The sequence below is a fragment of the Micromonospora sp. NPDC018662 genome, assembly GCF_044391475.1.
Taxonomy (GTDB): domain Bacteria; phylum Actinomycetota; class Actinomycetes; order Mycobacteriales; family Micromonosporaceae; genus Micromonospora.
In genome coordinates, this window is sequence record NZ_JBISAC010000005.1 from 431,308 (window position 1) to 444,394 (window position 13,087).

At 74.0% G+C, this 13,087-nt stretch carries 10 protein-coding genes; 4 read left to right on the forward strand and 6 right to left on the reverse strand.

Annotation, left to right across the window (positions count from 1 at the left end):
• Positions 1-8: 8 nt before the first annotated feature.
• Positions 9-869: a helix-turn-helix domain-containing protein gene (locus ACH495_RS18530; protein WP_396859009.1), complete on the forward strand. Its 861-nt coding sequence runs from the start codon at positions 9-11 to the stop codon at positions 867-869.
• Here ACH495_RS18530 and ACH495_RS18535 read toward each other — a convergent pair.
• Positions 866-2,143, reverse strand: coding sequence for a phosphotransferase family protein (locus ACH495_RS18535; RefSeq protein WP_396858938.1), 1,278 nt, complete (start codon positions 2,141-2,143; stop codon positions 866-868). The genes ACH495_RS18530 and ACH495_RS18535 overlap by 4 nt on opposite strands.
• Before the next feature lie 108 nt (positions 2,144-2,251).
• Between ACH495_RS18535 and ACH495_RS18540 the strand changes: the two genes are divergently transcribed.
• The gene (locus ACH495_RS18540) at positions 2,252-2,521 is read left to right on the forward strand and encodes a hypothetical protein (protein ID WP_396858939.1); all 270 of its coding nucleotides are present in this window, start codon (positions 2,252-2,254) and stop codon (positions 2,519-2,521) included.
• A gap of 21 nt (positions 2,522-2,542) precedes the next feature.
• Here the strand turns inward: ACH495_RS18540 and ACH495_RS18545 are convergent, their stop codons facing one another.
• The gene (locus ACH495_RS18545; RefSeq protein ID WP_396858940.1) at positions 2,543-3,697 is read right to left on the reverse strand and encodes a hypothetical protein; all 1,155 of its coding nucleotides are present in this window, start codon (positions 3,695-3,697) and stop codon (positions 2,543-2,545) included.
• 211 nt (positions 3,698-3,908) lie between these two features.
• Here ACH495_RS18545 and ACH495_RS18550 point away from each other — a divergent pair, with 211 nt between their 5' ends.
• Positions 3,909-5,450 carry a gluconokinase gene (locus ACH495_RS18550; RefSeq protein WP_396858941.1) on the forward strand — a complete coding sequence of 514 codons (1,542 nt, stop codon included), beginning with the start codon at positions 3,909-3,911 and terminating at the stop codon, positions 5,448-5,450.
• Between the two features lie 22 nt (positions 5,451-5,472).
• On the forward strand, positions 5,473-6,990 hold the full coding sequence (locus tag ACH495_RS18555) for an SLC13 family permease (RefSeq protein WP_396859010.1): 1,518 nt from the start codon (positions 5,473-5,475) through the stop codon (positions 6,988-6,990).
• Positions 6,991-7,184: 194 nt separating this feature from the next.
• Here ACH495_RS18555 and ACH495_RS18560 read toward each other — a convergent pair whose 3' ends face one another.
• The 4 genes from ACH495_RS18560 to ACH495_RS18575 form a co-directional block, all read right to left on the reverse strand.
• Entirely contained in the window at positions 7,185-7,469 is a 285-nt protein-coding gene (locus tag ACH495_RS18560) for a putative quinol monooxygenase (RefSeq protein WP_396858942.1), read from the reverse strand.
• A gap of 26 nt (positions 7,470-7,495) precedes the next feature.
• On the reverse strand, positions 7,496-8,254 hold the full coding sequence (locus tag ACH495_RS18565; RefSeq protein WP_396858943.1) for a MerR family transcriptional regulator: 759 nt from the start codon (positions 8,252-8,254) through the stop codon (positions 7,496-7,498).
• 55 nt (positions 8,255-8,309) lie between these two features.
• Positions 8,310-10,577: a putative bifunctional diguanylate cyclase/phosphodiesterase gene (locus tag ACH495_RS18570; protein WP_396858944.1), complete on the reverse strand. Its 2,268-nt coding sequence runs from the start codon at positions 10,575-10,577 to the stop codon at positions 8,310-8,312.
• 206 nt (positions 10,578-10,783) lie between these two features.
• Positions 10,784-13,009, reverse strand: coding sequence for a trypsin-like serine protease (locus ACH495_RS18575; RefSeq protein ID WP_396858945.1), 2,226 nt, complete (start codon positions 13,007-13,009; stop codon positions 10,784-10,786).
• Positions 13,010-13,087 lie beyond the last annotated feature (78 nt).

Here is a 13,087-nt window from a genome sequence, read left to right on the forward strand (position 1 = left end):
AGCATCGGGTGCTGGATCGGCTCAACCAGGCCATGGACCACCTCGAAGAACGGCTCGACCAGCCGCTCGACGTGGCCGCGCTGGCCCGCGTCGCCTGCACGTCGGAGCACCACTTCCGGCGGCTCTTCTCGGCGCTGGCCGGGATGCCGCTGTCGGAGTACGTGCGCCGTCGCCGGCTCACGCTGGCCGGCGCCGACGTGCTCGCCGACCGGGAGTCGCTGCTCGACGTGGCGGTCCGCTGGGGCTACGGCTCGAACGAGGCGTTCGCCCGCGCGTTCCGGGCCGTGCACGGCGTCGGCCCGGCGCAGGCGCGGCGCACCGGTGCGGTGCTGCGGTCCCAGCCCCGGATGTCCTTCCGGCTCGTCGTCGAAGGGAGCACCACCATGGACTACCGGATCGTGGCCAAGGACGTGTTCCACCTCGCCGGCCGCAAGGCCCGGGTGCCGCTGGTCCACGAGGGGATGAACCCGGACATCGTGGCGTTCGTCAAGAGCGTCGACCCGGCCACCGTACGCCGGATCGAGGCGCTGTCCGACCAGGAGCCGCGCGGCGTCGTCAACGTCAGCGACGACCTGGCCGGGTCCCGGGCGGAGGGCACCGAGCTGGACTACTGGCACGCGGTTGTGACCGGCGCGCCGGTGCCGGACGATCTGGACAGCCTGCCGGTGGCGGCCGGCGACTGGGCGGTCTTCCGCAGCTCCGGTGCGTTCCCGCAGGCGCTGCAGCACCTGTGGCGGGACGTGTTCACCCAGTGGTTCCCGTCGAATCCCTACGAGATCCGCCCCGGGCCGGAGATCTCGCAGGTGCGGATCGCCGAGGGCGGCGGCACCGCCGACGCGGAGCTGTGGATCCCGGTACGCCGGGTCTAGCGTCGCGCCTCGGCGGCGGCCTGCGCCAGCGCGGCCGGCACGTCGAATGCGTGGTAGGGGTGCTCGCTCGGCTCGATGCCGGCGAGGAACATCGCGTACCCGGCGGCCAGCCGCAGCGGTGCGACCGGCCGGAGCAGGTCGGCCGCCTGGCGCGGGTCGCAGCCGGGCACGTCGGCCCGCCAGCGGTCGGCCCACGCGTCGACCAGCCGGGCGGCGGCCGGCGCGGCCAGGCCCTCGGCCAGGCGCAGCACGTCGAACGCGGGGTGGCCGACGAACGCGTCCGCCCAGTCGATGACGACGCGCCGGGTGCCGTCGCCGCGCACGTTGCCGGGGTGCAGGTCGCCGTGGACGAGCGTGTCGGGCAATCCGCAGTCGCGGACCCGCCGCAGCCGTTCGTCGAGCCCGTCGAGCAGCCGCGCGGCGGCCGACACGTCGTGCCCGGCCAGCCACCTCCGGATCCACCCGGCCAGCCGCGCCCCGCGAAGGTCGGGAACCCCCACCGCCGCCAGCCCGTCCACCGCCCCCACGGCGCGCACCTGCACCGCGTGGTGCTCGGCCGAGATCGCCGCCCGCTCCCGTTCCCCCGCCCCGTACCGGTCCTCCCCCACCACGTCCTCCAGCAGCACCAACCCCTCCCCACCCACCCCCAGCACCCCCGGCCCGACCCCGCCGTCGTTGATCAAGGAGTTTGCGTCGCCAGGAAGATCGACGGGGACGCAAACTCCTTGATCGACCGGGGAGGCGGGGGAGGCCGGGAGCGGGAGGGTGGTCAGCCAGGTGAGGACGGCGGGCTCGTGGCGGGCGAATGGGGGGAGTTGTTTCAGCCACGCCGGGCCCGGTGGGGTGTCCAGGCGCCAGATCGCGGAGAGGTTCCAGGTGCGCTGCTGCGCCACCGCGGTCACCGGGCGGCCGAGGCGGCGCAGCTCGTCGGTGGCCCAGGCGACGCTGCGGGCCGGGCCGCCGGGCTCCGCCCACGGCTGGCGCAGTGGGTGCGGTGCGAGGTCCACCGCGGCCGGCTCCAGGGGCATGACGGGCGCCACGGCGGCCGAGACCTCGGTGAGCTGGGCCAGGTAGCGGACGTGGCCGCCGGGTGGGTGCGGGCGGTCGGCGTCGAGCAGCCGCAGCACGGCCACGTCGACGCCGTACCGGTGGCGGGCGCCGTCGACGACGGAGGCGACCTGCTGCCACCACGGGTCCGGCACGTCGAACGGAGGCAGCGCGCCGAGCGGCCGGCCGGCGGCGTCGACCAGGACCACTGTCACGGTGCGGGACACGGCCGGACGCTAGTCGAGCCCCCCTCCGGGATGCGAGCGGATTGATCCGGGAGCGGTGCGGGGCGGCTCCCGGATGTCCCGGCGACGGGCGGCGAACACGCTGAGGCGATGAGCCTTCTCGATCCCCGGACGGGTCCCGTGTGCCGCTGGTTGCGGCCGGTCGCGGTGGCCGCCGCGTCGCTGCTGCTCGGCTACGGGCTGCTGCGCCTGCTCGACCGCCTGGACGGGCACCGCGACAAGGGCGCCTGGGCGTGGCACACCCTGTTCCTGTTCGGCGTGCTCGGGTTCGGCGCGCTGATCGTCGGGTCGCACGGCCTGCTGCGTACCCGGTCGGGCCGCGGTGTTAAGCGGGGGCCCCGCCTATACCAAAAGCGTTAACCGGGGGCCCCGCCTTACACCTCAGCCCCAGAGGGTGCGGCGCGGGCCGCGATGGTTGACGCACACGTCGCGCTGGCCGCCGGTCCGGCTGACCGTGCCGTCGCGGCACTGCACCAGCCAGCCCCGCCCGGACCAGAACCCGGGTACGCACTCGAACCAGTCGCAGACACCGGCGGCCGGCTTGCGGATCCGGTCGCCGCCGCAGAAGTCGTACCCGAAGGGGTTCACCGGGGCGCCGCAGCGCCGCTCGGCGGCCGGCTGCGGGACGGCGTCGCGCGGCGCGGGCCCGGTGCGGCGCGGCTCCGGGCCGACGCTGGGCCGGACCTGGACGGCGGGGGCGACGACCGGCGGCGCGGGCGTGCCGGTGGCCGCCGGGGTGGCGGCGGCGGCGCGTTCCGACCCGGCCCGGGTGGGCGGGTCGGCCTCGACCAGCAGCGCCGGCACGGCCAGCGCGAGCGCCGCGCCGACCGCGACGGTCCGCCGGCCGCCGGGCACCAGCGTGGTGGCCCGCGCCTGGGCCGGGGTGAGCACGGCCGGGCGTTGCGGGCGCGACTCGGCGTGCTCGTCGAGCAGCTCGTCCAGCTCGGCGACGACCGCAGCGCGCTGCTCGATCGCGTCGGCGAAGGCCAGCGTGAGCGTGAACCGGAAGTCGGCCGCCGCGCCGGTGGGCAACAGCAGCCCCGAGGTACGCCGCCGGTCCAGCACCTGGATCAGGGTGACCGGCGCGGCCGGGTCGTGGGACAGCCCGGTCATCCTGCCGTACACCCAGTCGCGCCGCCCACGCCCGCCGAGCAGCGCCAGGCGCCGGTTGGTGAGCACGGCCAGCCCGGCGTCGACCACCCGCACCCCCTCGGGGCGGCGCGGGCGCAGCACCGGCGGGTCGGGGTCGACGGTCAGTTCGGGGGCCGGCAGCACGGCGGTGTGCCGTACCTCGACCAGTTGCGCGGCCGGCAGCGTCCAGAAGACCACCTCGCCGGGGGCCAGCTCCATCGGCAGGCCCACGCCGGCCCGCACCGACCCGTGGAAGGAAACCGCGAGCGTACGCAGGCGGCGCAGCTCGTCGTCGCGGCGTCGCCACGCCTCGTCGGCCGCGCGGAAGGCCCGCTGTCGCCGCTCGTTCTGCCGGTGTGCCCACCGGTAACGCCATGTGGAACCCGTCGAATCAGTCATCGCCACGCCGACTCCTCCGCCGCGCGAGCCCACCAATCGGGGTGTCACTGGTGTCAACGGCGATCCGGGGGTACGAAGACACGCCAAAGTCACCAATTCGTCCGTTTGGTTGATTGACGGCCACTCCGCTTCGCCGTGCGGGCCGATGGACACGTCGGTAACGTCAGCCGCAGGGCGGGGCGTACCGCGGCCCCCGGCGGCTAGTGGAGGTGCACCGGTGGGCGACCCGGCCGTCGTGGTGGGCGTGGACATCGGCACCACCAGCAGCAAGGCGGTCGCGTTCGACACCGACGGCCGGCAGTTGGCCAGCCACTCGATCGGCTACCCGCTGGAGGAGCCGAACCCCGGCTGGGCCGAGCAGGACCCGGAGCTGATCTACCAGGCCGTGGTCGGCGTGATCCGCGCGGTCGTCGACGAGCTCGGCCGGCCGGTCGCCGGCCTGTCGTTCAGCACCGCCATGCACAGCCTGATCGGGCTGGACGCCGACGGCAACCCGCTCACCCCGTCGATCACCTGGGCCGACTCCCGGGCCAGCGCGCAGGCCGAACGGCTGCGGGCCGCGCCGTCCGGGCTGGCGTTGCACCGGCGCACCGGCACCCCGGTGCACCCGATGGCGCCGCTGCCCAAGCTGGTCTGGTTCGCCGAGCAGGAGCCGAAGCTGCACGAGCGGGTGTCGCACTGGGTCGGCATCAAGGACCTCGTCCTGCGGCGGCTCGCCGAGGCGCTGGTCACCGACCACTCGGTCGCCTCGGCCACCGGCCTGATGAACATCCACAAGCTGGCCTGGGACACCGAGGCGCTACGCGTCGCCGGCATCACCGAGGAGCAGCTTCCCCAGCTCGTCCCCACCACGCACGTGCTGCGGGGGTTGACCGCCGAGGCCGCCCGGGCCACCGGCCTGCCGGCGGACACCCCGCTCGTGGTGGGCGCCGGTGACGGCCCGCTGGCCAACCTCGGGCTCGGCGCGGTACGCCCCGGCGTGGTCGCCTGCTCGATCGGCACCAGCGGCGCGATGCGGGTGATGGTGGAACGCCCCGGCGTGGACCCGCTGGGCGGCGTCTTCTGCTACGCGCTGACCGAGGACCGCTGGGTGGTCGGCGGCGCGATCAACAACGGCGGGATCGTGCTCCAGTGGGCCCACGACGCGCTCGCCCCGGAGCTGGGCGAGCACGCCGAGGAGGAACTGCTGGACCTGGCCGCGCAGGCGCCGGTCGGTTCCGGCGGGCTGATCATGCTGCCCTACCTGCTCAGCGAGCGGGCCCCGCACTGGAGCGCGCTGCCCCGCGGCGCGTACATCGGGTTGACCCACGGGCACGGCCGCCCCCACCTGGTGCGCGCCGCGTTGGAGGGGGTCTGCCAGCAGCTCGCGCTGGTCCTCGCGTCGGTACGCGCGGCCGGCAACGAGGTCCGCGAGGTCCGCGCCAGCGGTGGCTTCGCGCGCAGCCCGCTGTGGCGGCAGATCCTGGCCGACGCGCTGGGCATGCCGGTGCGCTTCCCGGCCGGGCACGAGGGGTCCGGCTTCGGCGCCGCGCTGCTCGGCATGCAGGCGCTCGGCCTGATCGAGTCCATCGAGGTCGCCGCGGACCTGGTCCACATCGAGGAGACGGTCCGGCCCGATCCCGCCGCCGCCGCCACGTACGCGGCGTTGCTCCCCCTCTTCTCCGAGCTGTACGACGCGCTCGTGCCCACGTTCGCGTCGCTGCGACGGCTGGCCCCGAGCCTGCCGCCGGAGCCACCACCCACCGCCCCACCCAAATGACCGAACAGAGGTCGTGATAGCCGTGGTCACAGTGCTCGCCGCACCGGCGGAACCACTCACGAACGCCGGCAACACCCAACTCGTCATCGCCGCGCTGCTCGGCATCGCCGCGGTGGTGCTGCTCATCGCCTGGGGCAAGGTGCACCCGTTCCTGGCGCTGATCCTCGGCGCGGCGGTGCTGGGGGTGGTCGCCGGCGTCTCCGCCGACAAGATCGTCACCTCGTTCAGCGGCGGGGTCGGCTCCACGGTCGGCGGCGTCGGCCTGCTGATCGCGCTCGGCGCGATGATCGGCGGCATGCTCGCCGAGTCGGGCGGGGCGGACAGCATCGTCGAACGGGTGGTCGGCCGGGTCTCCGGTGGGGCGCTGCCCTGGGCCATGGCCGGTGTCGCCGCACTGATCGGTCTGCCGCTGTTCTTCGAGGTCGGCGTGGTGCTGCTGGTGCCGATCGTGCTGCTTGTCTCGCGCCGGGTCGACGTGCCGCTGATGAAGATCGGCATCCCGGCGCTGGCCGGCCTGTCGGTGCTGCACGGCCTGGTGCCACCGCACCCGGGCCCGCTGGTCGCGATCGACGCGCTCGGCGCCAACCTGGGCCAGACGCTCGCGTTCGGCCTGCTGGTGGCGATTCCCACAGTGATCATCGCCGGCCCGGTGTTCGGCAACTTCATCTCCCGGTACGTAACGGCCACCGCACCGGAGTCGCTGCTGCCGACCCGGCGCGACGCGGCGCTGACCGGGGACCGCAGCCCCACCCGCCCCGGCGCCGGCCGGGTCGACGCCGACGGCGACCTGGTCACCGAGGACGACCTGGTCAACCCCGGCGCCGGCCGGCCGGGCGCGTCGATCGACGAGCCGGCCGGACCGCGTGCCCGCCGCGCGCCGGCGCTCTGGGCCGCCGTGGTCACCGTGCTGCTGCCGGTGGCGCTCATGCTGCTGCGGGCCATCGGCGAGCTGACCCTCGGCAAGGACACCGCCGGGCGCAAGGCGCTGGACATCGCCGGCACCCCGATCGTCGCGCTGCTCGCCGGCGTCATCTTCGCCATGATCTTCCTGGGTTACCGGAACGGTTTCAGCCGTACCCAGGTCTCGGGTTTCCTGGGTGGCTCGCTGCCGGCGATCGCCGGCATCCTGCTGATCGTCGCCGCCGGCGGCGGCTTCAAGCAGGTGCTCGTCGACGCCGGCGTGGGCAACCTGGTCGCGGACGCCGCCACCGGCGCCAACCTGTCGCCGCTGCTGCTCGGCTGGCTGGTCGCGGTCGGCATCCGGGTGGCCACCGGCTCGGCCACGGTCGCCACCATCACCGCCGCCGGCATCGTCGCGCCGCTGGCCGCCATGCTCCAGGGCCCCGAGGTGGCGCTGCTGGCCCTGGCGATCGGCTGCGGGTCGCTGTTCTTCTCGCACGTCAACGACGCCGGCTTCTGGCTGGTGAAGGAGTACTTCGGGCTGACCGTCGGGCAGACCATCAAGAGCTGGTCGGTGATGGAGACGATCATCTCGGTGGTCGGCTTCCTCGGCGTCCTCCTGCTCGACGTCTTCGTCTAGCCGTCGTCGTCGCCCCGGCCGGCTGCGCGGGCCTGACCTGTCTACCGCCCTTTCGAGCTGAGAGCAGGAACGACTCACGGTCGGTCACTGCCGTTGGCGATATCACCAACGACTCAGCTCGAAAGGGAGACCACAGCACCCCCGCCCGCCGGCCGGGGCGACGGACCGCCGGGCTACCCGGGGACCGCCGGCGGTCAGGGCGCCTCGACGCCGGAGATGCGGAACTTGTGCACCTCGGCGCCGAGGATCGCCGCGACCTGCTCGGCGTCCGGGCCGGAGCCGCGGAACGCGAGCAGTTGCTCGTCGGACTCCCACCGTTCGTACACGTTGATCCGGCCCGGCTCGACCAGGTCGGCGCTGACCGCGAAGTCGACGCAGCCGGGCGCGGCGCGGGCCGCGCGGACGGCCGCCTCGCAGGACGCCAGGTAGGCGTCCCGCGAGGCCGGATCGACGTAGAGGGTGCCGGCGACGATGAACATCAGGCCATCCTGCCATCAGGGCGGGCTCAGGCCCGGCTGATCGCGTTGGCGTGGATCGCCTCGCTCAGGTAGGCCGCCATCCCGGGCCGGATCGTCTCGAAGTACGCGGTGAACCGCGGGTCCGCCACGTACATGTCGGCCAGCCCGGTGTGCAGCTCCAAGGGGCAGTCATACCACCACTCGGTGATGAGCTGGCGGTGCTCCTCGGCCAGCGCCATCGCCTCCGGCCCGTCGGCCGGCGCGCCCGAGTCCATCAGCTCGGCCAACCGCCGCCCCCAGTCCTCGTTCGCCGCCTTGTTGCGCAGCCAGTCCTCCTTCGAGTAGCGACTGGCGCGCTCCTGCGACTGCCGGTACGCCTCCGTGTCACCCCAGCGCTGCTGGACCTCCTCGGCGTGCTCGTCCGGGTCGAAGTCCCCGAACACCTCGAACCGCTCCTCCGGCGTCAACTGGATCCCCACCTTTCTCGCCTCCATCGCGCGTTCGATCGCCGCCACCATCTCCTGGAGCCGGCCGATCCGCCCGGAGAGCAGCTCGTGCTGCCGGCGCAGGTGCGCCGCCGGGTCGGCGTCCGGGTCGTCCAGGATCGCGGCGATCTCGTCCAGCGGGAACCCCAGCTCGCGGTAGTAGCGGATGAGCTGGAGGCGGTCCAGGTCGGCGTCGTCGTAACGACGGTAGCCCGCCGGGGTCCGACCGCTCGGCCGCAACAACCCGACCTCGTCGTAGTGGTGCAGCGTGCGGACCGTCACCCGGGCCGCCCGCGCCACCTGACCCACCGTGTACGCCATGGGTTCCCTCCCTTCCGCGACCAAGGCTCCCGCCTCCCGCAGCGTGAGGGTCAAGTCAACTCGTCACCAGCGCGGGAAGCAGGTCGGGCAGGGCGGCCGGCCGGCCGTACCGCCAGCCCTGGCCCTGCCGACAGCCGATCGCGGTGACCGCCGCGTGCTGGGCGCCGGTCTCCACCCCCTCGGCCACCACCGCCAGGTCGAACGCGCCGGCCAGCCGGTTCACCATCTCCACGGTGGCGTACGCGCGGGCGTCGCCGGCGCCCAACCGGGACACGAAGGAGCGGTCGATCTTCAACTCGGTCGCCGGAATGCGGTGCAGGTAGCTCAACGACGAGTAGCCGGTGCCGAAGTCGTCGATCGCGATGCGGATGCCGAGGTCGCGCAACTGGGCCAGCCGGTCGAGCACCGCCTCGCTGCCCTCGATCAGCGCCGACTCGGTGAGTTCGAGCGTGAGCGCTCGCGGCGGCAGCCCGGCCGCGCCCATCGCGCCGGTGACGGTGGCGATCAGATCCGGCCGGCACAGGTGGGCGGCGGCGATGTTGACCGCGACGGTCACCTCGGGTGCCCGCTCGCGCCAGGTCGCGGCCGCCCGGCACGCCTCGTGGATCACCCAGCGGTCGATGGCCAGGATCAGCCCGGTCTCCTCGGCCAGCGGCAGGAACCGCGCCGGGGTGAGCACGCCGAGCCGCGGATGCCGCCAACGCACCAGCGCCTCGGCGCTGCGCACCGTGCCGGTGGCCAGGTCGACGATGGGCTGGAACTCCATCAGCAACTGATCCTCGTCGACCGCGCGGCGCAGGTCGGCGATCAGCTCGGCCCGGCTCACCGCCGACTCGCGCAGCTCCGGCGTGCACGTCCGCCATGCGGACTTACCGGCCGCCTTCGCCGCGTACATGGCGATGTCGGCGTCGCGCAGCAGGTCGGTGTGCGAGCTGTGCTGCGGGCCGTACTCGGCGATGCCGATGCTGGCCGACGGGTGGACGCCGAGGTCCTCCTCGCCGGGCAGCGGCTCGAGCGCGGCGAGGAGCCGGACGGCGAGCCGCTCCGGGGCCACCGGGCGGTCCCCGGCGACCAGCACCGCGAACTCGTCGCCGCCGAGCCGGGCGATCATCCCGTCCGGGCCGATCGCGTCCCGCATGCGCTCCGCGGTGGTGGTGAGCAGGCGGTCCCCGGCGGCGTGCCCGAACCGGTCGTTGACCTGCTTGAAGCCGTCCAGGTCGAGCAGCACCACGGCGACCGGCCCGCCCGCCCGCAGCGCACGCCGCAGCCGCCGGATGAAGGTCAGTCGGTTGGGCAGGCCGGTGAGCTGGTCGGAGTAGGCGAGCCGGCGCAGCCGGGCGACCAGCCGCAGGTTCTCGTTCGCGGCCAGCCCCTGCCGCAACGCGAGCACCCCGAGCAACGCCATCATGCCGACGAAGACCAGGTGCGGGGTCTGCCCGGTGGGCCGCCGGGACAGCATCACCGCGACGATCGCGCCGCCCACCGGCAGGTACGGCAGCGCGACCCGCCACCACGGCGGCAGCGGCGACTCGCCGGCGTCGTCCTCCCGGTCGCCGCAGCCCGGCGCCGGATAGCGGGTGGCCAGGCCGACCAGCAGGTAGCTCAGCGGCCAGCAGACGTCGACCGGGTGCCCCGGGGCGTAGCTGCCGTGCGCCACCAGGGAGACGTAGACCGCGTCGGCGCCGGCCCGGATCGCCAGGCCCGCGCCGATCACGGTGAGCGCCCGCCACATCGACCGACCCGGCCCGGCGACCGCCACCAGGATGGTGAGCTGCATCAGGTCGAACATCGGGTAGAGCAACCCGAACGTGCGCAGCGGGTCGGACAGGTCGGCGTCGGCGAGGTCGCGGAAGACCACCACCCAGCCGATCGGGATCAGGGCCAGCCCGACGATCACGCCGTCGAGCAGCGTGCGGGCCTGACCGACCAGGCTGCGCGGGCCGGCCCGCGAGCAGAGCAGCGCGGCGGTGCCGGTGACGATGCCGGCGGTGAAGAGGCCACCGACCAGCGGCGTGTGCGGCAGGTCGATCCCGCTGAGCCGCTCGACCGTCCACACCGTACGACCGAGCGCGGCGAGGGTCATGGTGGCCGCGAGCAGCCACCAGAACCGCCGCAACGCGACCGGGTGCCGGCGGGCCGCGCCGGCACAGAGCACCGCCGCCAAGGTCGACACCGCCATCGCGCCGAGGTCGCTGACCAGCGCCGCACCGGGCAGGGCGGCGACCAGCCAGAGCACTTCCCCGAGTACGACGACGGCGGCCGCGACGAGTCCGACACGGCCGGCGAGCGGGTGACGGGCCGGCGCCGCGGCGGCGAGGCTCACGTCGTGCGGGGGGACAACGATGCGCTCCGGCTCTCTTCCAGGCGTGCGCCCTCGCGACGAGGACCGGACGGCGGACGACGAACGGCGCAAGCCTAGTCAGCGCCGCGGGCCGCCGCCAGAGTCGCCCGGGGTCGGTCACCGGACATGACGCGGGCCGTCCCACCGAAGTGGAGACGGCCCGCGTCCTCATCGGAGCCCAGCGCCGATCACCAGCGGCGGGTGCTGTCCGGCCAGGAGTCGTACGACTGGGCGGAGAGGATCGCGTCCCAGCCGCCGCTGGCCGTACCGGTCGGCGCCAAGGGTGCGAGATCGGTGCCGCTGCCGTCGTACGGGGTGACGTCCAGGTAGCCGGTCACCACGCCGTTCGCGTCCCGACGGTAGTAGGCGCCGTTGCCCGGTGAGAACATCGAGGTGAACCCGCCCCAGCCGCTGCCGGCCAGGTCGTAGCGGGCCCACGGCGAGGTGCCCGCGGCCATCTTGTACATCGCGAGCTTGTTGTCGATGGTGGTGCCGATGATCCGGTCCTTACCGACGGTCGCCAGCGTGGGCAGGTTGAAGCCGCCGCCGCTGTTGTAGACGGCCACGGACACGAAGTCGGCGGCGGTTGCCGGCTTGGCCTTGGTGACGGTGTACCGGCGCAGCACCGAGCCGCCGGCGATGCCGTACAGCGTGCCGAACCCGTCGTAGACCAGGCGGTCGTGGGTCCAGCCGGTCGCCGCGGCGCCGGTGGCGCTGGTGATGGCGGTACGCGTGAACGTCAGCGGCTGGGTGCTGGTGACGTCCACCCGGTAGGGGGTGCCCCCGTCGGTGACCAGCAGCGTGTCCGAGTTGAGCGTGGCCAGCGCCTTCGGGGTGAAGCCGAGCGTGGCGGCGGAGACCGTGTTCACCACCTTGGCGCCGGTGACCGGGTCGAGCGCGGTGTAGGAGATCCGGCCGTCGGACTTGACGCCGAAGACCGACACGAGGCCGGTCCAGGGGCGGGCCGACAGCAGCACCTGGTTCCAGCCGCTGGTGCTGACCGGCGTGCTGAGCTTCGTCACGTCGGTGCCGCTGCCGTCGACCGGGTTCGCGTCACGGAAACGGTCCAGGCCCCCGGTGGAGGTGCGGGCGAAGTACCAGCCGCCGCCCGGCGACAACACGTGGGTGTAGCCGGCCCAGCCGGTGGTCGCCAGCGTGCTCGCGTAGAACGCCTCACCGGCGGCTGCCGCGCCGTTGATCCGGTAGGACACCAGCGCGCCGGTGGCGACGTTGCCCATCACCCGGCCCGGGGCGGGCGAGGTGAGCGACACCTGGGTGAAACCGCCGTTGGCGACGATGATGGCAGGGGTCAGGCCGGCGCTGTCCGGCTTCGCGGCGGTCACGGTGCGCCGCAGGAGCTTCCCGTCCCGGCTGTCGATGTAGTAGAGCGAGCCGTAGCCGTCGTACGTCAGGTGGATGTACGGGCTCCACCCGGCGGTCAGCGGAACCACGCTGAAGGCCACCGGGTCGACACCGGTGACGTCCACCCGGTACATCTGGCCGGCGGTGTCGATGGTCAGGATGGTGTTCTCGTTCAGCGTGGCCATCGCCTTGGGCGTGAAGCCGAGCGTCGCCGTCGACACCCGGTTCGCGCGCAGTTCGCCGCTGGCCGCGTCGACGACGCCGTAGGTGAGCTGACCGGCGGCAGTCACGCCGAAGATCTGCACGTCGGCGGTCTGCTCGCGGATCCACGCGGTCAGGTCGTCCAGCCGGGTGACGGTGGCGCCGTCGCGGGTCTCGGTCTCGCCGAGGCAGCCCTTCTGCCAGGAGGTGTTGCCGATCGCCACGAGCTGCGGCGTACCGGCGACGACGCGGAACGCCGGGCCGCCGGCGTCACCCCGGCAGATGGTGGCCCCGGCCGAGGCGCCGGTGACGTCGGCGGTGGTCGCGCCGACGCCCTGCACGGTGAAGTCGGCCGCGTGCAGGCGGTTCGGCACCCACTCGGTGGCGGTCCGGCCGTACCCGGCGACGGTCAGCGTCTCGGCCGCGGCGGGCGCCGCGGTGGCGAGCGCGACCGGGGTGACGCCGGTGACCGGGTTGGCGAGCCGGAGCAGCGCCAGGTTGCGGTCCGGGTGCGGGAGGACCGCGACGCCGCCGCGCTCCTGGCCGGCGGTGCTGGTCAGGTCGGTGCGCCCGACGACCACTGTGGTGGGTCGGGTCGGGGCGCCGGCGGTGATGGGGCCGGTGCCGTCGGTGAGGCAGGTCTTCGCGGTGACCACGAAGTTCGGGTCGACCAACGCGCCGGTGCAGGCGCGCAGATCGCCGAAGGTGATCTTGGCGGTGAAGGCGTAGGTGCCGTCGGGCACCGGTGTGGCGCCACTGACGGCCGAGGCGGTCCCACCGCCCAGCAACGTCGAGACGGTGACGACGCCGAGGAGAGCGGCTCCCCATCGGCGGGCATGGTGAACTGACAACGAATCCCCCGTGGTTCGTGGGCGCGGACCGGGGTCCCGGTCCGGTCCCGCTGGATGTTAGCCCGCCGCCACACGGCG

Bases quoted from the DNA above. Each gene is read 5' to 3' on its own strand.
- ACH495_RS18565 (WP_396858943.1), bottom strand. From the start codon at position 8,254: ATGGCGTACACGGTGGGTCAGGTGGCGCGGGCGGCCCGGGTGACGGTC.
- ACH495_RS18560 (WP_396858942.1), bottom strand. From the start codon at position 7,469: ATGTTCATCGTCGCCGGCACCCTCTACGTCGATCCGGCCTCGCGGGAC.
- ACH495_RS18540 (WP_396858939.1), top strand. From the start codon at position 2,252: ATGAGCCTTCTCGATCCCCGGACGGGTCCCGTGTGCCGCTGGTTGCGG.